Below are 19,385 nucleotides of genomic sequence, written 5' to 3' on the forward strand. Positions count from 1 at the left end.
TCCTCCCCCGTCGGTGCGGATAACTAGAGTCGAAGCATCGAACTTCTACGCCCGCAACCCATCGACCGTGAGATCCGCCGGCTGGCCCTGCCTGCCCTCGGCGCCCTCATCGCCGAGCCCCTGTTCCTGCTGTCCGACTCGGCCATGGTCGGCCACCTCGGCGCGGTGCCACTGGCCGGTCTCGGCCTGGCCAGCGCGGTGCTGCAGACCATCATCGGGCTGATGGTGTTCCTCGCGTACAGCACCACCCCCGCCGTGGCCCGCTGGCTCGGTGTCGGCGACCGGCGCCGTGCGGTGTCGGTAGGGGTGGATGGCCTGTGGCTTGCGCTCGGCCTCGGCGCCGTGCTCGCCGTGGCCGGCTGGTTCGCGGCCCCCGCGCTGGTGGCCGCGTTCGGTGCCGACCCCGAGGTGACCCGCGCCGCCGCCGACTATCTGGCCCTGTCGATGCTGGGTGTGCCCGCGATGCTGCTGGTCTTCGCCGCGACCGGACTGCTGCGCGGCCTGCAGGACACCCGCACCCCGCTCTGGGTCGCCGGGCTCGGCTTCCTGACCAACATCCTGCTCAATCTGTGGTTCATCTACGGCCTGGGCCTGGGCCTGATCGGGTCGGCGCTGGGCACGGTGCTCGCCCAGTGGGGCATGGTGGCCGTGTATCTGGTCATCGTCGTGCGGCACGCCCGCCGCGAGCGTGCGCCGCTCCGACCGCACCGTGCGGGGCTGCTCCGCGGGGCCACCAGCGGCGGCTGGTTGTTCCTGCGCACCGCGAGCCTCCGCGCCGCCATGCTGTTGGCGGTGTTTGTGGCCACCAGCCTCGGCTCCCCCGAGCTCGCGGCGTTCCAGATCGCGATGACCCTGTTCGCCACGCTGGCCTTCGCCCTCGACGCCCTCGCCATCGCCGCGCAGGCCCTGGTGGGCCGGGGTCTCGGCGCCGGCGACCTGCAGCAGGTGCGCCAGGTGCTGCGGCGCTGCCTGGAGTGGGGCATCGGCGGCGGCGTGCTGCTCGGTCTGGTCGTGGTGGCCACAAGCGGGGTGCTCGGCGGGGTATTCACCAACGCCGCTGAGGTCACCGCGCTGCTGCCGCCGACCCTCGTGGTGCTCGGCCTGTCCGTGCCGCTGGGCGGCCTGGTCTTTGTACTCGACGGGGTGCTGATCGGTGCCGGCGACGCCCGCTATCTCGCGATCACGGGCCTGGTCAACCTGGCCGCCTTCGTCCCGCTGGCCGGCCTGGTGCTGCTCTTCGCTCCCGCCGGTGCCGCGGGGCTGGCTTGGCTGATGGCCGCGTTCGTCTTCGGTTTCCTCGGCGCCAGAGCGGTGACCCTGTCCGTTCGCGCCCGAGGCACCCGCTGGGTGCGCCTGGGCGCCTGACCGGTCCGCGAACTGTTGAGAAAAGCCCCGGGATCTCTCGATTTCCGGGGCTCAGCTCACAGTTCGCGGGGGCGGTAGCGTGGGTGGAATGACGAAGACTCGCGGACGGCGCGAACTCACCCGCTGGCGGAACGCCATCTTCATGCTGTTTTTTGTGAGCGGGCTCGGGCTGGCGTCGTGGGTGTCCCGGATCCCCACCGTGCGCGACGACCTGGCGCTCCGCACCGACCAGGTGGGCCTGCTGATCTTCGGGCTCTCCGCCGGATCCATTCTCGGACTTGTCGCGGCCGTCTGGCTGCTGTCGGCGTTCGGCGCCCGCCGGGCCCTGGTGATCAGCATCGCCACCTCCTCGGCAGGTCTGGTCCTGGTGGGCAGCGCGGCCACGGCGTGGGGGTCGTCGCCGATCGCGTTCACCGCCCTCGCCCTGGTGGGCTTCGGCATGGGTTCCACCGACGTCATGATGAACGTCGAGGGGGCAGCGGTCGAACGCGAACTCGGCATCACCCTGATGCCGTTGCTGCACGCCTGCTTCAGCCTGGGCACCGTGGCCGGGGCGCTGCTCGGCGCCGGGGCCGCCGCCCTCGCCGTGTCGGTGGTCTGGCACCTCAGCCTCGTCGCCGCCCTCGCGCTGGCCGCCGCCGCGATCGCGGTCCGGTTCGTGCCGCTCCGCCCGGCCCTCGGCGACCCCGCAGACCAGTCCGCCGCGCACACCGTCGTGCGGCCGAACTGGGTCGAACGGATGCGCACCAGCCTCGCGGTGTGGCGCGACCCGAGCATCCTGCTGATCGGGGTGATCGTGCTGGGCATGACCTTCGCCGAGGGATCGGCCAGCGACTGGCTGGCCCTGGCCGTGGTCGACGGGCACGGCCAGAGCGACGCCATCGGGGCGCTGGTCTTCGGGGTGTTCGTCTCGGCGATGACGGTCGGCCGGGTGCTCGGCGGCCCGGTGCTGGACAGGTTCGGCCGGGTTCCGGTGCTGCGGGCCTGCTCGGTTCTCGGCGTGGCCGGCCTGCTGCTGGTGATCCTGGCGCCGGCCATCTGGCTGCTCATCGTCGGCACCGTGCTGTGGGGCCTCGGCGCCTCGCTCGGCTTCCCGGTGGGCATGTCGGCCGCCGCGGATGACACCGCCAACGCGGCCGCCCGGGTGAGCGCCGTAGCCATGATCGGCTATTTCGCCTTTCTGGTCGGGCCACCGGTGTTGGGCCTGATCGGCGAGCAGTGGGGCATCCTGAACGCCCTGTTCGTGATCGTCGTGCTCATGGCCCTCGCCGGGCTGGCCGCCCCGGCGGCCCGCGAGCGCGCGCAGACCGCCGCCGCCGGTTAAGCTCGTTCAGTGCGCCTCGTAATAGCAAGATGTTCAGTTGACTACGCCGGACGGCTCAGCGCGCATTTGCCGCTGGCCACCCGCCTGCTCATGCTCAAGTCCGACGGCAGCCTGCTCGTGCACTCGGACGGCGGCTCGTACAAGCCGCTCAACTGGATGAGCCCGCCGTGCAGCCTGGCCGTCTCGGCGCCCGACGAGCTGCAGGCCGAGGCCGGGATCACCGAGCTGTGGACCGTGACGCACGCCAAGACCGCCGACCAGCTCATCGTGAGCCTCTACGAAGTGGAGCACGACTCCGCCCACGAGCTCGGCATCGACCCGGGCCTGATCAAGGACGGCGTCGAGGCGCACCTGCAGAAGCTCCTCGCCGAGCACATCCACCTGCTCGGCGACGGCCACACCCTCGTGCGCCGCGAGTACATGACGGCGATCGGCCCCGTCGACATCCTGGCCAGGGATGCCCAGGGCGCCTCGGTGGCCGTGGAACTCAAGCGCCGCGGCGACATCGACGGCGTCGAGCAGCTCACCCGCTACCTCGAGCTGATGAACCGCGACCCGCACCTGGCGCCCGTGGTGGGCGTGTTCGCCGCGCAGCAGATCAAGCCGCAGGCGCGCACGCTGGCCGAGGACCGCGGCATCCGCTGCCTGGTGCTCGACTACGACGCCATGCGCGGGCTCGACGACACCGCGTCCAAGCTCTTCTAGGCTCCCGTGCCTGACCGGTCCGCTGCCTTGTCCTCCGAGGCGGCCGGCGACACCGCCCCGCTCGACCTGCTCGCCCGGCGGGTGCTCGGCCTGCTGCCCATCGATGGCCGCATCGTTGTGGGCATCGCCGGCAGCCCCGGCGCGGGCAAGACCACCCTGGCCGAGCGGCTGGCGCGGCGCCTCACCGAGCTTGCCGGGGTGGATGCGGCTGCGGCGGCCGGCCCGGCGACCGGGGCGACTGCCGCCGTTCCCTTTGCCGTGCACCTGCCGATGGACGGCTTCCACCTGGCCAATGCCACCCTCGACAGGCTCGGCCGGCACGACCGCAAGGGCGCCATCGACACCTTCGACGGCTGGGGCTTCGTGGCGCTGCTGCGACGGCTCAGGGCCGAGACCGACCACCCGGTCTACGCCCCGAGCTTCGACCGTGCGGTCGACGAGGGGGTGGCGGGCGCCCTGGTTGTGGAACCGGGCACCCGCATCGTGATCGTCGAGGGCAACTACCTGCTCGTGGACCGGGAACCCTGGAACCTGGTGCCCGGTCTGGCCGCTGAGGTGTGGTTCTGCGAGACCCCTGGCGTTGAGCGTCTGCAGCGCCTGGTGGCGCGGCACCAGCGGCACGGACGCAGCCCCGGGGCCGCCCGGGACTGGGCCGAGAACGTCGACGGAGCCAACGCCGTGCTCATCGAGCGGTCAGCGCCGCGCGCCACGTTGCGGGTCTCCGGCCTCGACGCTTCGGTCATCCCCTCGGCCTGACCGGCCCCGCCGCCGCAACTGTTCCCCGCGCGGGCAGAGTTGGCCGGGTTCTCGGAGAGAGGCACGACCCGGCGGCATCCGTTCGCCGGCAGCGATGCGGCCGACCGCGGGGTCGCGCGCCTACCTTGTATCCACCTCCCATGCAAGGGTTTGCCCCCTCCGGCCCTAGGATATTGCGAGTGAACCCCACTCTGACGCGCACCTGGAGCGCCATCCTCTTCGACCTCGACGGAACCATCACGGATTCCGCCCCGGCAATCACGAACTCGTTGGCGCGCACCTTCGCTCTGCTCGGCCGCCCGGTTCCCTCCGACACCGAGCTGATGAAGTACGTCGGCCCGCCGCTGCTGGCCGCGTTCGGCGAGTACGCCGGCATGACGCCCGACGAGGCCCAGGAGGCCCTGGCCGTGTACCGCGCCGACTACCAGGGCCCCGCGTCGCTGGACACCGCCGTGTACCCGGGCGTCGCCGGCCTGCTCGAGCGCATCCACGAGTCCGGCATCCCGCTCGGCTTGGCCACCAGCAAGCCCGAGCACACCGCGATCGCGATCCTCGAGCACTTCGAGCTGGCCCAGTACTTCACCGTCATGGTGGGCGCCACCGAGAACGAGACCCGCAGCAACAAGGCCGACATCGTCGAAGAGGCCCTGGTGCGCTTCGCCGCCGTCGGTGTCGACACCTCCGCCGTCGTCATGGTCGGCGACCGCATCTATGACGCCGAGGGCGCCAACGCGAACGGCGTTCCCACCATCCTCGTCGAGTGGGGCTACGGCTCCCCCGCGGAGGCCGCCCTGGCCACCGCCGTGGTGCACTCCACCGACCAGCTCGGCAAGCTCCTCCTCGGCTGACCCGTCGCCGCCTTCCCACGGCTCCGAGTTGCCGAATAGTGCCCCTTCACGCGTCGTGATGGGGCACTTTTCGGCAAGTCGTGACAGTGCGGGTTGCTGACTTGCCGCAAATGGTCCCTCTGCGGGCGGCGGAGCGGCGATTCGGTGCAAGTCGCGGCGGGGCCATCCGTGGCCGGGCGGAGATGACGAGCCCACCCGGATGGGTAGGGGCAGTCAGGCCGGACGGCCAGATCCGGGTAGGCTGACGCGGTGAAGTCGCTCGCCAACCCCCGCTCAATGGAACTGCTCGACGCCCTGCACGGCGTCGTGAAGAGCTCCCCGCCCGACGTCGCCGGCGGCTTCTCGGCCCTTCTCGAGCCGTTCATCGGGCACAGCGCGCTGCTGATTCTCACCGACGACTGCACAGATGACTGCACCGGCCGACCGCGGAAGACGGCCGGCGAGGCGTCGATCATCGACGAAGTCACCCTCGTCGAGCTCGACGCCGTGCGCCGCTCGCTCACCAGCGAACCGTCCGACCCGTGGGGCCGCCGTGCCGTGCTCGGTGGCACCGATCGCCCGATCACGGCCTGGACTGCTTCCACCGGCGCCCTGCTGGTGCTCGCCGACCCCGAACTCACGCCGGCCGGCGCGGCCGACCCCGAGGCGACCCTCGCGCTCGTCGGCCGGTTGTGGCAGCTCGTGGCCACGAGCATCCGCCAACAGGTGGCCGCGGCCAGTCCCGCCCACCTACTCGACTCGCGGCCCGCGTCGGCCGAGCGTGCCAAGCTCATCGCCGATCTCACGGATGCCCATTCGACCACTCTCGAATCCCTGCTCGGGGTGCTGCGCTCGCCCACGGTCAGCGCCGAGGCCGCCCGTCAGACCGCCACCGATCTCGCCGCGAGCGCCATGGTGAACCTGCGCGCGGTGTCGGACCGGGACCGCTCACTCGCCCAGGAACCGGTGGCGGCGGCCTTTGCCAGGCTGCGGGACGATCTGAGGCCCTTGGTGCGGTTCGGTGACCTCGACGTGCAGTTCGTCGAGCCGCCGGCGAACGGCCCAGCCCTGCCCGGTGAGGTCGCGCACGCGGGCCGCGCCATCGTGCGCGGCGCCGTGCTGGCCCTGGTGGAGCAGGCGGGGGTAAGCCGGGTACGCGTGCAGTGGGACTGCGACGGCAGCAACCTGCTGATCCAGATCCGCGACGACGGCGCGGGCGTTCTCAGCACGGACTCCCCCGGCGTCGTCCCTCTCACGGCCAGGGTCGCCGCGCTCGGCGGCACCTTCGGCGTGCAGGCCACCGCCGGCTGGGGCTCCGAGCTCACGGTGTCGCTGCCGTTGGACCCACCGTCGGCCCCGCTGGCCCCCGCCACCGAGTGGGGGTTGAGCCCGCGGGAGCAGGGGGTGCTGGCGCTGGTCGCCTCCGGCGCGCGCAATAAGGCCATCGCCGGCGAGCTGCTGATCAGCGAGAACACCGTGAAGTTCCACGTGGCCAACCTGCTGCGCAAGGTGGGCGCCTCCACCCGCGCCGAGCTGGCTTCGCTGGCCCGCTAGTCCTTGGGCAACCGGATCGCGCTGGTCCAGCCGTAGTCGCCGGCATCCGCGCCGCCGGCCGTGGCGGCCCGGGTGACGTGGCTGCGGGCGTGTTCGATCGCGGCGTCAAGGTCGATGAAGAGGTGGTTGCGGTGCCGCAGCGACGTGATCACGCCCACCCGGGTGACGAGTTTGAGGTGCCGCGGCTGGATGCCCTTGACGAGCACCGTGATGCCGCGCCGCTCGAGCGCCTGGATCATCTCAGTGATCACCCGGGCGCCGGTGGCGTCTAGGATCTGCAGTTGCGACATCCGGATGATCACCACGGTGATGTGGCTGGTCTGGTTGACCCGTTCGAGCATCCGCTCGGCCGCACCGAAGAACAGGGCGCCATCGAGCCTGAACAGCGCGATGCGCTCGTCGCCGGGAACAGGGGTGCCGGGCAGTTCCTCCCGGTGCACGCCGCTGGAGGCCGACACCGCCCGCAGCGCGAAGAACGCGGCAACGGCGATGCCGATGCCCACGGCCACGATGAGGTCGACCGATACCGTCACCAGGGCGGTGATGACGAACACCGTGGCATCCGACCCCGTGGAGCCGATGATGCTTCGCACGGTGGCGATCGAGATCATCCGGGCCGCGGTCACCATGAGCACCCCGGAGAGCGCGGCGAGCGGGATCTGCGAGACCACCCCGGTGGCGAGGTAGACCACGCCGACGAGCACGATCGAGTGCACGATCGCCGCCAGCCGGGTGCGGCCGCCCGAGCGGATGTTGACCGCCGTGCGGGCGATCGCGCCGGTGGCCGGCATGCCGCCGAAGAAGCCGGAGGCGATCGAGGCCAGGCCCTGGCCCACGAGCTCGCGGTCGGCGTCGTACGGGCCGGTGTCGGACAGCGTGACGGCCACCCGCGCAGAGAGCAGGGACTCGATCGCGGCGAGCGCCGCGATGGTGAGGGCGGGGCCGACCAGGGAGCTCAGCAGGCCGGCATCAAGCTGCGGCAGCGCGGGCGCCGGCAGCGAGCTGGGCAGCTCGCCGATGCGGGCCAGCGGCAGGTTGGCGAGGTTGGCGACAACGGTCACCACGATGATGGCCACGATCGACCCCGGCAGCTTCTTGTGCACCAGGGGAGCCAGCAGCATGATCGCGGCCACCATGAGCACCATGGCCACAGGGACGAGCACAGTGGACCAGTCGACGGTCTGGAAGGACTGTACGGCGGCCACGAAGGCATTGCTGCTCGGCCCGGCCTTGGAACCGATCGCGGCGGGCACCTGTTGCAGGAAGATGATGACGGCGATGCCCAGGGTGAACCCCTCGATCACCGGCCACGGGATGAAGGTCACCGCTCGGCCGAGCTTGAGGGCGCCGGCAATGATCACGATGAGGCCCGCCATGAGGCTGAGCACCGCGACAACGCCGACGCCGTGGGCGGCCACGACCGGACCGAGCACCACGACCATGGCGCCGGTGGGGCCGGAGACCTGGATGTTGGAGCCGCCGAACACCGCGGCGATGACACCGGCCACGATGGCGGTGATCAGGCCGCTCTCGGCGCCGGCGCCGGAGCTGACCCCGAAGGCCAGGGCCAGCGGCAGCGCAATGATGCCCACGGTGAGGCCGGCCACGATGTCGCCGCGCCAGGTGCGCTTCACATCGCGGTAATCCTGCCAGCTGGGCAACAGCGCGCGCAGGTAACGGCCGGTCCTGCCGGCGGCGACGGTGATCACACTCACCGGGACACCGCGTCACTGGACACGGCGGCGTTGGACGCCGCATCCGTCGACCCGAGCCGGGGCCGGCCGACCGTGCTGATCAGGCGCTGCTGGGTGGTCTCGAGAATCTCGACGAGCAGCTGCCGGGCCACCGCGAGCAGATCGGCGACCTGCGGGTAGGCCAGGCCGTAGAAGACCAGGCTGCCGCGGCGCTCAGCCACCACCAGGTTGTGCCGGCGCAGCACCGACAGGTGCTGGGAGAGGTGCGAGGCCTCCAGGCCGGTGTCGGCGAGCAGGTCGGAGACCGACAGGTCGGTGTCGGCGTGGGCGAGCACCTCGAGCACCCGCACCCGAACCGGATGCGCCAACCCCTTGAACAGGTTGGCCTTCACCTCATACAGCGGACGGTTCGCATCCGTGAAGGTGCCGGTCGGGTCGTCATTCAGCGGTTCCATGAATTCATCATATCGCGCTACCAGCGGATAACCCCGGACCAAGGTCCCGTCGCCGGTGCCGGCAAACGGCCGGGCTTCGGGCTACTCCGCGTTGGGGTCGGCTACCGTGGCGGCCGGGGCGGCGGCGGGCACGTTGCGGTGGGTGCGCCAGAAGTACTCGCGCTTGAGGCTCTCCCAGCGGTCCATGCTGACGGCGTTTACTGAGGTCGACTTTTGGTCGGACACGAATTGCTCTTTCTCTTGACGTGCTGTCACCACATCGAGCGGCGTTCGATGGGTGGGGCAGGGCGTCAATCAGGAGGTTGCCGTGATGAGCGTGGCGCCACTGTCGGTGGGTTTCGGTCACCATCGACCTGCTCGGCCTGACGAATTCCCGGGGCCGAATAATCAGTTTAGATCTCCGCACTTCCCCCCGTCAGGGGACGAAGGTCCCGAATCGGCGGGTCTGTGAGCCGGCTGGGAGCACACCGATTCAGCACATACATAGGTGCGGGGACCAGACTGGTCGAGGCCCGAATCTGACTGGAGACACCTGCGTGCGTACACTTCCCACTTTCCTCACCCTGACGGCGGTCGCCGCCGTCGCCCTGACCGGCTGCGCGGCGTCACCCGCGTCGTCGCCGACACCGTCGGCCACGACGGCCCCGGTCGCATGCACCGATCCGGGTGCGACGTCGGATGCCGTCACCGTCGCCGGTGATGCCGCAGCCGAACCGACCGTGACCTTCGAGGCCCCTCTGGCCACGAAAGCGACCGAACGCACCGTCATCACGGAGGGCACCGGAGACGCCATCGAGGAGGGTGATTCCGTGGCGATCTCCTACGCCGCGTACAACGCCACCACCGGCGCCAAGCTCACCGCCGGCGGCTTCGGCGACGCCGCCGGCCTCACCGTGAACGTCGTCAACGGCCAGGGCGTCATCCCGGGCATCCTCAAGGGTGTGGCCTGCTCCAACGTGGGCGACAGGGTGGCCGTGGTCTTCCCGCCGGCCGACGGCTTCGGCGAGACCGGCAACACCGACCTGGGTGTGGCCGCCACCGACCAGCTGCTCTTCGTGATCGACATCAAGGAAAAGCTGCCCACCCGCGCCACCGGGGAAGACCAGGAGCCCACGGACGGCTTCCCCACCGTGAAGCTCGCCGATGACGGCGCGCCCACCGTGACCATGCCCAAGAGCGACCCGCCCACCGACCTCGCGGTCGAGGTGCTCAAGAAGGGTGACGGCGCGGCCGTCACGGAGACCTCCACGGTGACCGTGCAGTACACCGGCGCCATCTGGGACACCGGCAAGGTGTTCGACCAGAGCTGGGGTGTCGGCCCCACGTCGTTCCCGGTCTCCGGGTTGATCACCGGCTTCACCCAGGGCCTGGTCGGACAGACCGTCGGCTCCCAGGTGGTCATTGTCATCCCGCCGGGCGAGCTGGGTTATGAGGGCGGTAACGAGACGGCCGGCATCAGCGAAACAGACACTCTCGTCTTCGTCGTGGACATCATCGCCGCAGCCTAAGTGTCCCCGGCGGCCTGCCCAGTGTCTGCACAGGCCGCCGGGCTAGTCTTCTGGGAGACCGCTCCGCGGTTCCGGACGACGGATCAGTACCCGGCACGCGACAAGACTGGCCATAGGAGTTCTCATGTCGTGGATCATTTTGATCGTGTCCGGTGTTCTCGAAGCCGTCTGGGCGACGGCCCTCGGCAAGTCCGTCGGCTTCACCAAGCTCTGGCCCACCGTGATCTTCGGTGCCGGCCTGGTTTTGAGCATGGCCGGCCTCGCGTTCGCGATGCGCACCATCCCGATAGGCACCGCTTACGCCGTCTGGGTGGGGATCGGCGCGGCGCTGACCGTGCTCTACGCGATGATCTTCGGCGGCGAACCGGCGTCGCTCATCAAAATCCTGCTCATCCTGGGCCTCGTCGGCTGCGTCATCGGCCTGAAGCTCGTCGACGGCGGCCACTAGCCCTCCCGCCTCCGGCTCGCGACGTCTCTCACGATCGGCGGATGCTGCCGTCACCGTGATCGTCGCTGCCATATCAGTGCCTGTCGGCCCGGTCCGGGTGTAGGCCTTCCGGAGCGATGGGGCTCTTACGGTTCAGCCTGATGAGCGACTGCCCGGGATCAACAATGGCCGGGGGCCGCAGCCAATAGACGCCCCGGTTCTCGAAGATTTGCCAGCCCTGGGCGTGGAGCAGCCGGTGGTGTGGGGGGCAGAGCAGGATGCCGACGCGGATGTCTGTGGCGCCGTGATCGCGGACCCATTCCTCGAGATGATGCGCCTCGGTTCGCGAGGGTGGCCTGTCGCAGTCGCCCCATCGGCAGCCGCCATCGCGGGCAGCCAGGGCGATGCGTTGCGCTGCGGTGAAGATGCGTTCTTCGCGGCCGAGGTTGAGGGGTTGGCCGTCGTCGTCGAAGGTGATCTCGACGGTGCCACTGGTGCAGATGATCCTGTCGACGCTCTGCTGGCACACGGGTGCGGGATTACCCTCGATGAAGCCGTGGCCGCTGCCGTCGGGAATCGCAACGAGAACCTCGGCGGGGTCGACTGCCGGCGCGAGTTCGCCTGCTGGTGCGGGTGAGGGAGTCGCTGCTTCGGCCTCCCCGTCCCCGGCTGGCACCGGGGTGGGCGCCGGGGTGGGCGCGGGAGTGAGGATCCGAACCGCCGGGCTGCGACCGCCGAGCATTCGGTGCGGGTTGACGGTGCTACCGGCCCTGAGGAGCTCGACGAAGGTGTCGGCGGTTAACTGGTCGGTGCTGCGCGGGTCATCCTGTATCGCCTTGGCCCAGGCGGCCCGGTCCGGGTCGACGAATCTCACGCCGCCGCGGCGGGGACCGGCGGCACTGTCGCAGACGGAGAGAATGAACGCGCCCTGCTCAGGCGGGAATTGGCCGTTGAGGTGGACCTGGCCGGAGTCACCGGTCCAGATCCGCAGGTACCGGTCGTCCCATGCCTTCTGTTCGCGTTTCGCGATGCCGGCCTCATCGAGGGTGTCCCGCATCCTGCGGGAGCGTTTGAGGAGGTCGTCGACGGTGGTTGTCTTCGCTTCTGTGAGGAGCTTCTGCACCGCATCACCGAGGACTTCGGCGGTGATGACGACGTCGATCGTGCCCAGGCCCGCGCGGATCGCGTGCGCCGCGGCGACCGAGAGGGTTCCGGCAGCCACGGCATCGGAAATGGCGCTGTACCAGGGCAGCGGGACAGGCTCAGCGCCGGGAACGGCGGCCACATCACCGCCGTCGACGTCGTCGCGGCCGTCCTGTTGCCCCCGGTCGTTGGCCTCGGCGTCCCGCACCGCCTGGGCCGTCTCTGTCTCGCTGAGCATCGTGCCCACGTCAACGAGTTTGCGGGCGTCGGCCCGGGTAGAGCCGGTGAGGGTCTGGATCAGGTCCGCCGGCGACAGAAACCCCTGCCGTGCTGCCAGGCCCTGCTGGCCCAGCTCCCGGCGGGAACGGTGCGCGAGGGTCTTCGCCAGCCATACCGATCGGGTCTCCACCAAGCCACGCAACTTGGCCAGGTCTCTCTGGCCGGCGATCAGCTCCGCGTCGGAGAGCGCGTCGTAGTCGGCGCTGCACGCCCCGAGGTGCTCCACCGCTTCTAGCGCGGCGATCAACGACCCCGGCAGCGGAGCCGTCGGCGCCGTGCCATCCGGCGCGGAACCGGGTTCGGAGACAGCTACGATGGTGACCATGCGATGAGAATAGCTCAATATCGAACGTTTGTGTGGTGGAACCCACGGCTGTGGAGAACTTTTTCACACGTTCTCAGCCATCCGATCCGGGTGCCATGATTCTCCTCGGCGCCCGACAGGCAGCGAAGCTCAGAGAGCGTGGGGCGGGCGCTCCAGGTCGTCATCGCCGTCGGCAGCGGCCGGGTCGGTGCCGACCGAGATGATCGCGTTCTGCGCATCCACGTGCACGACGGTGGGCTGGTAGACCCTGGCCTTCTTCGTGCCCATCTGGGCGTAGGAGATGATGATGACCAGGTCGCCCTCGTGCGCCATCCGTGCTGCCGCGCCATTGACGCCGATCACACCGCTGCCGCGCTCCCCGGCGATCAGGTAGGTCTCGAAGCGGGCGCCGTTGTTGACGTTCACGATGCTCACCAGCTCGCCGGGCAGCAGGTCGGCCGCGTCGAGCAGGTCGAGGTCGACGGTCAGCGACCCCACGTAGTGCAGGGCGGAGTGCGTCACGGTGGCACGGTGGATCTTGGACTTGAACATGGTGCGGCGCATCGGAAAGAGCCTTTCGGGGATCAACTTCTCCACGATACGCGTGCCGAGCAGGGTCGAGTGTCAGGGGGCCGAACTAGAGTCGATCGAATGCCTCACTCTCCCTTGACTTCTTCGGCACCCATTTCTCCGCCCCTTCCGGCGGACCTCGCCGCCCACCCAGGCGCTGACGGCTTCGTGCGTGTGCGTGGTGCCAGAGAGAACAACCTGCAAGACGTCAACGTCGACATCCCCCGCGACGCCATCGTCGCCTTCACCGGAGTCTCCGGCTCGGGCAAGTCGTCCCTGGCCTTCGGCACCATCTTTGCCGAGGCCCAGCGCCGGTTCTTCGAGTCCGTCGCGCCGTACGCACGCCGCCTGATCCAGCAGGGTCACACCCCGCACGTTGACCTCATCACCGGGCTGCCGCCGGCCGTGGCCCTCCAGCAGCGCCGCGGCTCGCCCAGCTCCCGCTCCAGCGTGGGCACCGTCACCACCCTGTCCAACTCGATGCGGATGCTCTACTCCCGCGCCGGCACCTACCCTGCCGGGTCGGACCTGCGCTTGGACTCCGACGCCTTCTCGCCCAACACGGCCACCGGCGCCTGCCCGGAGTGCCACGGCCTGGGCATCTCGCACACCGTCGCCGAACCCCTCCTGGTGCCCGACGCGAGCCTGAGCATCCGCGACGGCGCCATCGCAGCCTGGCCCGGCGCGTGGCAGGGCAAGAACCTGCGCGACATCACCGGGGTGCTGGGCCACGACATCGACGTGCCGTGGTCACAGCTCAGCCGCGAGTCGCGCGATTGGCTCCTCTATACCGAGGAGCAGCCCGTCGTGGAGGTCACCCCGCAGCGAGACAGGGTGGCCAAGCCGTACAAGGGCCGGTTCTGGAGCGCGAAGAGCTACGTGATGCACACGCTGGCCGATTCGAAGAGCGCCCAGATGCGCCAGCGGGTGCTCGCGTTCGTGGAGACCGGCCCGTGCCGGCTCTGCGGCGGCAGCGGCCTGCGCGCCGAGGCCCTCGCGGTTCATTTTGCCGGCCGGCCGATCAACGAACTCAACGCCCTCACCCTCAGCGACCTCGCCGAGGTGCTGCGGCCCACCGCCGAGCTCACCGGGGCCACCGGGTCGCACCGCTCCGCGCAGTCCGGCGAGGTCACCGAGGTGGCCGTCACCGTGGCCGGCGACCTGGTGCGCCGCCTCGAGGTGCTCATCGACCTGGGCCTGGGCTACCTCAGCCTGAACCGGGCCACCCCCACCCTCTCCCCCGGCGAGATGCAGCGGCTGCGCATCGCCACCCAGCTCCGCAGCGGCCTGTTCGGTGTGATCTACGTGCTCGACGAACCCTCCGCGGGGCTGCACCCGGCCGACGCGGAACCGCTGCTGGTGGTGCTCGAACAGCTCAAGGCATCCGGCAACTCGGTCTTCGTGGTCGAACACAATATGGACGTCGTGCGCCGCGCCGACTGGCTCGTCGACGTGGGCCCGCGCGCGGGCGACGGTGGCGGCGAGGTGCTCTACAGCGGCCCGGTGCCGGGGCTGGCCGAGGTCGAGACCTCCGTCACCCGCCGATACCTGTTCCCCTCCATGGGCGACTCGGCGGCGCCGGCGCACCGTGAGCCGGCCGCCTGGCTGGGCCTGACCGGCGTCACCCGGCACAACCTTGTCGACCTCGACGTGAAGGTGCCGCTCGGCGTGCTGACCGCCGTCACCGGTGTCTCGGGGTCGGGCAAGTCCACCCTGGTCAGCCGGGTGCTGGCGGATGCCGTAGGCCGGGAACTGCGCCAGGGCCCGGTCGACGCCGGGCCCGCCGCCAGCGTTGCCGGAGACGGCGCGGCCGACCAGCAGGCCGCCCAGGACGCCGATGACGACGAGACCGGTGCGGACCGTGCCAGCACCGTCGTCGACACGGTGACCGGTGCCGGGGCCATCGACCGTCTGGTGCGCGTGGACCAGAAGCCCATCGGCCGCACCCCGCGCTCCAACCTGGCCACCTACACGGGCCTGTTCGACGCCGTGCGATCCACCTTCGCGGCGACGGATGCGGCGAAGGCCGCCGGCTTCGGCGCCGGCCGGTTCTCCTTCAACGTGGCCGGCGGCCGCTGCGACACCTGCCAGGGCGAGGGCTTCGTGGCCGTGGAGCTGCTCTTCCTGCCCGGCAGCTACGCACCCTGCCCGACCTGCGGCGGCTCCCGCTACAACGCCGAGACCCTTGCGGTGCTCTACAACGGCAAGTCCGTCGCCGACGTGCTGGGACTCACCGTCGACGCGGCCGCCGACTTCCTGGCCGAGGTGCCCAGCGCCGCCCGCAGCCTGGCGACCCTCCGCGAGGTGGGCCTGGGCTACCTGCGGCTCGGCCAGCCGGCCACCGAGCTCTCCGGCGGTGAGGCTCAGCGCATCAAGCTGGCCACCGAGCTGCAGCGCGCCCGTCGCGGCCACACCCTGTATCTGCTCGACGAGCCCACCACCGGGTTGCACCCGGCCGATGTGGAGCTGCTGATGACGCAGCTGGGCCGGCTCGTCGACGCGGGCAACACCGTTGTCGTGGTGGAGCACGACATGGGCGTCGTGGCCGCGGCCGACTGGGTCATCGACCTGGGCCCGGCCGGCGGCAGCGCGGGCGGCCGCATCGTGGCGGAGGGCACTCCGGCGACTGTCGCGGCGCATCCGCACAGCCGCACGGCGCCCTACCTCGCCCAACGCTTGGAGCTGGCTGTGTAAACGGTGCTACACCCGGTCAAACGGGACTTTGGTCCCCATTCCCGGAACAGCCGCGAATCTAAGCTGAGCCTGGAGTTGAGACCTTATGAAGCGCAGCACGCTGTTCCGCAGGCCCGCCGCCGAGCGACTCGACACGGGTCAATCGGGCGATTTCGGCTACCTGCAAGCCGGTGAGGTCTACCTCGACGCCGCCTGCCAGAGCCTCCGCCCGCAGCCCGTGATCGACGCCCTCACCGACTACTACACGACCTATAACGCCTGCGGCGGACGGGTGAAATACGCCTGGGGCCTGAAGGTCGATGCCGCGGTGGCCGACACCCGCAAGGCCGTGCTCGGCCTGCTCGGGCTCTCGAATAAGAGCCACGCCGTGTCGTTCACCCTCAACACCACCTACGGCCTCAACCTGCTCCTGCAGCAGCTGCCGCTGGGCCGCTTCACCAGGGTCGTGACCAGCCACGTCGAACACAACTCGGTGTTCCTGCCCACCATCACCGCCGCCCGCCGGCTGGGCGTCGACCGCCTGGTGCTGGGTCGCGCCGCCGACGGCGCCCTGCTCTACGAGCCCGCGCAGCTGGAGAAGGCCGTCGTCGTCGTCAACACCACGTCCAACATCGACGGCCGCCAGCTCAGCAACCTCGCCGACCTCGTGCGGGACACCCACGCCCGCGGCGGCATCGTCATCGTCGACGCCGCCCAGGCCATGGGCCACAGCCGGGCGCTGCTGCAGAAGACCGAGGCGGATGCGGTCTGCTTCTCCGGCCACAAGATGTACGCCGCAAGCCTCGGCGTCGTCGTGGCGCGGCACGAGCTGCTCACCTCCCTCGAGCTCGGCTTCGTGGGCGGCGGCATGGTCTCCGACGTGCGCGAGAACGACTTCGACCTCGTTCAGGGTGACCCGGCGGCGCTGCTCGAACCGGGCCTGCAGGCCTGGGGCGAGATCATCGCGCTCGGCCGGGCGATCGAGTGGCTCGGCGACGTCCGCCCCGGCGGGCTCACCCCCGCCGAGCACATCACCGGCCTGTCCAGGCGGCTCCACGACGGCCTCGCCGAGATCCCCGGACTCACACTGCTGAACACCGAGCCCAGCCCGGTGATCAGCCTCTACGCGCCCGCGCAGGACTCGCACCGGCTCGCGGTGTTCCTCTCGCACTCGCGGATTTCCGTGCGCAGCGGCTACTTCTGCGCCCACCACTACCTGAAGGAACAGCTCGGGCTACCCCCGCTGCTGCGCCTCTCCCTCGGCCTGCACTCGACCGAGTCGGACATCGACTCGGCCACGCAGGCCCTCACCCGGCTGATGAAAGGCCTCTCCTAAGTGTTCTGCATCGCCGCATTCATCGTCCTGGTCGTCATGGCCGCCTTCTCGGCCAAGTACCGCCGCTACGTCGGCAAGGCCTGGAACTGCACCTGGCGCCGGGTCACCTTCCGGCCCTGCGACACCACCTTCAAGCAGGACATCAAGGACCACCTGCTCGCGCCGATCGCCGTGCGCCGGCCGGGGCTCGTGCGTCCAGCCAGCATCGGCCTCGAGATCCTTGCCGTGCTCGTTCTGGTCACCACCCTCTGGTCGGGTTACACCGTGGTCAAAAGCGCCGTCAACCTCTACGTCTACGGCACCTGCAACAAGCAGGATTCGGCATCCTGCACCCTGGGCGCCGAGGCCTGCTCGATCCCGGATGAGACGCCGGGCTTCATGGAGTCGCTGGGTGAGTTCGACGTGCTCGGCGCATTCGGCAACGAATTCGGCAGCCTCGGCGAGACCTTCGCGGCCATCCCGGCCCGCCTGCAGACCTGGACCGCCGAGGACTACCTGCCCGCCAACGCCAGTTACCTCACCGAGGACACCGCCAACCCCGTCGCCGTCGAGGTCATCGACCCCGGCTGCACCTTCTGCAAGGCACTGTTCCAGAACATCGAGGAGGCAGGCTTCGAATCGGCCTACAACCTCACCTACATCGCCTACCCGATCGCGGGCACCGAGGGCTACAAGTTCCCCAATTCGCTGCTGGTGACCCAGTACCTCGAGGCCCTGCGGCTGCACCCGCTGGACGGCGCCGAGACCCCCGTCGACTGGCAGGTGCTCGAGCGCATCTTCACCGAAAAGGCCGAAACCGGCCGGCCGTGGCAGGAAACCATCAACTCGATGGATTCCGACGAGGCCACCGCGACCCTGGTCGACTGGCTCGGCGAGTTCGGCCTCTCCGCCGACCAGATCGACGCGGTCGTGACCGAGGCCGCTTCGGACACGGTTACCGACATCATCGCCGCCAACAAGACCCTCGTGGAGGAGAAGATCGCCACCGTGAAGATCCCCACGATCATCTTCGACGGCCGCCGCCACGACGGCCTGGTCTCGGTCGACGGCCTGCAGTAGCCGGGCCCGCCCATCCGCGAACCGTGAGGAAAGCCCCAAGAATCGCAAACTTGTGGGGATTGAGTCACGGGTCGCGGTAGGGAGGGTGGCATAGTGACCTCACACACCGAGGGAGCCCGATGACCGAGTGGCGTATCCGCGACTTTCATACCGACGATCTCGACGGCATCCTGCGCCTGTGGGAGGAGATCACCGCCTCCAGCACCGACCCTGTCTACGCCCTGTCTGAGGTGCTCGCCTCCTGCCAGAAGGACGATGCCGTCGTGGCCGTGCACGGCGACGAGGTGGTCGGCGCCGCGGTCGGCCGGGCCGCCCACGCGCAGGGCTGGATCGTGTTCCTCGCCACCACCAAACCGTGGCAGAGCCACGGCATCGGTTCGGCCCTGCTCGCCGCCCTCGAACGACGGATGGCGCCGCACGGCCTGACCAAGCTCTCCGCGCTGATGCCGGAGACCGCCACCAGGGTCGACGCGTTCCTCAACCGCGGGTTCGAAATCAAGAACCACCTCAGCTACTTCGAGCGCCGCATCCCGGTGCAGGGCCAGTCGATCAGGGCCCTGGCCGACCTCGGCGGGCGCATCCTGCCGAGGGACCTGTGGGCGAGCGTGGGTGGCATGGTGCGCGAGAAGGAACTGCTCGAGCGGCGCCTGGTGATGCCCCTGGCCCGGCCGGAGATGGCCGAACAATACGGCGTTGTGCCGCCCAAGGCCGTGGTGCTCTTCGGCCCGCCCGGCACCGGCAAGACCACCTTCGCCAAGGCCATCGCGTCCAGGCTGGACTGGCCGTTCGTGGAGGTGTTCCCCTCCCGGCTGGCCAGCGACCCGCACGGACTGGCCGGGGCGCTGCGGGAGACGTTCCACAAGATCGACGACCTCGACCACGTGGTGGTCTTCATCGACGAGGTCGAGGAGATCGCCGCCCAGCGTGGTGGCGAACCGCCCTCGCCGCTGCAGGGCGTGACCAACGAGCTGCTCAAGCTCATCCCGGCGTTTCGCGAGCGGCCCGGGCGGCTGCTCGTCTGCGCCACCAACTTCATCCGCACCCTCGACTCGGCGTTCCTGCGGCACGGCCGATTCGACTACGTGGTGCCGATCGGGTTGCCGGATTCCGCCGCCCGGCAGGCCATCTGGGAGCGCTACATTCCCCCGGCGGTGGCCGGCACCGTCGACCTCGCGGCCCTCGTCGCGGCCAGCGACGGCTTCTCCCCAGCCGACATCGAATACGCCGCCCGGCGGGCTTCCCAGCAGGCCCTGGAGGATGCCCTCTCCGCGGGCGCCGACGAGTCCGTGCCCGGCGGGCCGGGCACCCAGGACTATCTGGCCGGCATCCGCGGCACCCGCACCACGGTCTCGGCGCAGGTCGCCGCCGAGTTTCTCGAGGACATCGACCGACTCGCCCGGCTCTGA

The 19,385-nt window shown here is 70.0% G+C and carries 17 protein-coding genes and 1 riboswitch; of the genes, 12 read left to right on the top strand and 5 right to left on the bottom strand.

What is annotated here, in order from left to right; translation table 11 throughout:
- The first annotated feature begins 36 nt into the window (after positions 1-36).
- The 6 genes from E3T22_RS14780 (at position 37) to E3T22_RS14805 (ending at position 6,531) form a co-directional block, all read left to right on the top strand.
- A complete protein-coding gene (locus E3T22_RS14780; protein ID WP_255416813.1) occupies positions 37-1,365 on the top strand; it encodes an MATE family efflux transporter in 1,329 nt (442 codons plus the stop codon).
- 88 nt (positions 1,366-1,453) lie between these two features.
- On the top strand, positions 1,454-2,689 hold the full coding sequence (locus E3T22_RS14785) for an MFS transporter (protein ID WP_134479601.1): 1,236 nt from the start codon (positions 1,454-1,456) through the stop codon (positions 2,687-2,689).
- A gap of 9 nt (positions 2,690-2,698) precedes the next feature.
- Positions 2,699-3,394 carry an endonuclease NucS gene (gene nucS / locus E3T22_RS14790; protein WP_103429862.1) on the top strand — a complete coding sequence of 232 codons (696 nt, stop codon included), beginning with the start codon at positions 2,699-2,701 and terminating at the stop codon, positions 3,392-3,394.
- Positions 3,395-3,400: 6 nt separating this feature from the next.
- A complete protein-coding gene (locus E3T22_RS14795) occupies positions 3,401-4,150 on the top strand; it encodes a nucleoside/nucleotide kinase family protein (protein WP_241980157.1) in 750 nt (249 codons plus the stop codon).
- A 179-nt stretch (positions 4,151-4,329) separates the two neighbouring features.
- The gene (locus tag E3T22_RS14800) at positions 4,330-4,998 is read left to right on the top strand and encodes an HAD hydrolase-like protein (protein ID WP_241983695.1); all 669 of its coding nucleotides are present in this window, start codon (positions 4,330-4,332) and stop codon (positions 4,996-4,998) included.
- 249 nt (positions 4,999-5,247) lie between these two features.
- Complete coding sequence (locus E3T22_RS14805) at positions 5,248-6,531, top strand: LuxR C-terminal-related transcriptional regulator (protein WP_240632320.1); 1,284 nt, start codon at positions 5,248-5,250, stop codon at positions 6,529-6,531.
- Here the strand turns inward: E3T22_RS14805 and E3T22_RS14810 are convergent.
- The 3 genes from E3T22_RS14810 to E3T22_RS19085 form a co-directional block, all read right to left on the bottom strand.
- Positions 6,528-8,246, bottom strand: a complete 1,719-nt coding sequence (locus tag E3T22_RS14810; protein ID WP_240632319.1) for a SulP family inorganic anion transporter — start codon at positions 8,244-8,246, stop codon at positions 6,528-6,530. The genes E3T22_RS14805 and E3T22_RS14810 overlap by 4 nt on opposite strands.
- Positions 8,243-8,680: a metalloregulator ArsR/SmtB family transcription factor gene (locus E3T22_RS14815; protein WP_088454834.1), complete on the bottom strand. Its 438-nt coding sequence runs from the start codon at positions 8,678-8,680 to the stop codon at positions 8,243-8,245. The genes E3T22_RS14810 and E3T22_RS14815 overlap by 4 nt, the downstream gene beginning before the upstream one ends.
- Before the next feature lie 81 nt (positions 8,681-8,761).
- Entirely contained in the window at positions 8,762-8,905 is a 144-nt protein-coding gene (locus E3T22_RS19085) for a hypothetical protein (protein ID WP_158253860.1), read from the bottom strand.
- Between the two features lie 311 nt (positions 8,906-9,216).
- Here E3T22_RS19085 and E3T22_RS14820 point away from each other — a divergent pair, with 311 nt between their 5' ends.
- Together E3T22_RS14820 and E3T22_RS14825 are read left to right on the top strand one after the other, a co-directional pair.
- Positions 9,217-10,188 (top strand): FKBP-type peptidyl-prolyl cis-trans isomerase, encoded by a 972-nt coding sequence (locus tag E3T22_RS14820; protein WP_103479232.1) that lies wholly within the window; start codon positions 9,217-9,219, stop codon positions 10,186-10,188.
- Between the two features lie 53 nt (positions 10,189-10,241).
- A riboswitch (guanidine-III (ykkC-III) riboswitch) is annotated at positions 10,242-10,303 on the top strand.
- A 9-nt stretch (positions 10,304-10,312) separates the two neighbouring features.
- Complete coding sequence (locus tag E3T22_RS14825) at positions 10,313-10,636, top strand: multidrug efflux SMR transporter (RefSeq protein WP_088454832.1); 324 nt, start codon at positions 10,313-10,315, stop codon at positions 10,634-10,636.
- A 73-nt stretch (positions 10,637-10,709) separates the two neighbouring features.
- On the opposite strand, the gene E3T22_RS14830 is transcribed toward E3T22_RS14825, so the two are convergent.
- Together E3T22_RS14830 and panD are read right to left on the bottom strand one after the other, a co-directional pair.
- Positions 10,710-12,362, bottom strand: a complete 1,653-nt coding sequence (locus E3T22_RS14830) for an HNH endonuclease signature motif containing protein (RefSeq protein ID WP_134479603.1) — start codon at positions 12,360-12,362, stop codon at positions 10,710-10,712.
- 129 nt (positions 12,363-12,491) lie between these two features.
- Positions 12,492-12,905, bottom strand: coding sequence for an aspartate 1-decarboxylase (gene panD, locus E3T22_RS14835; RefSeq protein WP_088454831.1), 414 nt, complete (start codon positions 12,903-12,905; stop codon positions 12,492-12,494).
- Positions 12,906-12,992: 87 nt separating this feature from the next.
- On the opposite strand from panD, the gene E3T22_RS14840 reads away from it, so the two are divergent.
- The 4 genes from E3T22_RS14840 (at position 12,993) to E3T22_RS14855 (ending at position 19,385) form a co-directional block, all read left to right on the top strand.
- Positions 12,993-15,605 (top strand): excinuclease ABC subunit UvrA, encoded by a 2,613-nt coding sequence (locus E3T22_RS14840; RefSeq protein ID WP_134479604.1) that lies wholly within the window; start codon positions 12,993-12,995, stop codon positions 15,603-15,605.
- 85 nt (positions 15,606-15,690) lie between these two features.
- A complete protein-coding gene (locus E3T22_RS14845) occupies positions 15,691-16,920 on the top strand; it encodes an aminotransferase class V-fold PLP-dependent enzyme (protein ID WP_134479605.1) in 1,230 nt (409 codons plus the stop codon).
- Positions 16,921-17,979, top strand: a complete 1,059-nt coding sequence (locus tag E3T22_RS14850; protein ID WP_134479606.1) for a hypothetical protein — start codon at positions 16,921-16,923, stop codon at positions 17,977-17,979.
- 119 nt (positions 17,980-18,098) lie between these two features.
- A complete protein-coding gene (locus E3T22_RS14855; RefSeq protein ID WP_134479607.1) occupies positions 18,099-19,385 on the top strand; it encodes an ATP-binding protein in 1,287 nt (428 codons plus the stop codon).

Origin of the sequence: Cryobacterium sp. TMB3-10 (assembly GCF_004402305.1) — a bacterium.
GTDB lineage: Bacteria > Actinomycetota > Actinomycetes > Actinomycetales > Microbacteriaceae > Cryobacterium > Cryobacterium zongtaii.

Coding starts and splice junctions, on each gene's coding strand:
- E3T22_RS14785 (WP_134479601.1), top strand. CDS start 1,454: ATGACGAAGACTCGCGGACGGCGCGAACTCACCCGCTGGCGGAACGCC.
- E3T22_RS14815 (WP_088454834.1), bottom strand. CDS start 8,680: ATGGAACCGCTGAATGACGACCCGACCGGCACCTTCACGGATGCGAAC.
- E3T22_RS14825 (WP_088454832.1), top strand. CDS start 10,313: ATGTCGTGGATCATTTTGATCGTGTCCGGTGTTCTCGAAGCCGTCTGG.
- E3T22_RS14830 (WP_134479603.1), bottom strand. CDS start 12,362: ATGGTCACCATCGTAGCTGTCTCCGAACCCGGTTCCGCGCCGGATGGC.
- panD (WP_088454831.1), bottom strand. CDS start 12,905: ATGCGCCGCACCATGTTCAAGTCCAAGATCCACCGTGCCACCGTGACG.
- E3T22_RS14840 (WP_134479604.1), top strand. CDS start 12,993: ATGCCTCACTCTCCCTTGACTTCTTCGGCACCCATTTCTCCGCCCCTT.
- E3T22_RS14845 (WP_134479605.1), top strand. CDS start 15,691: ATGAAGCGCAGCACGCTGTTCCGCAGGCCCGCCGCCGAGCGACTCGAC.
- E3T22_RS14855 (WP_134479607.1), top strand. CDS start 18,099: ATGACCGAGTGGCGTATCCGCGACTTTCATACCGACGATCTCGACGGC.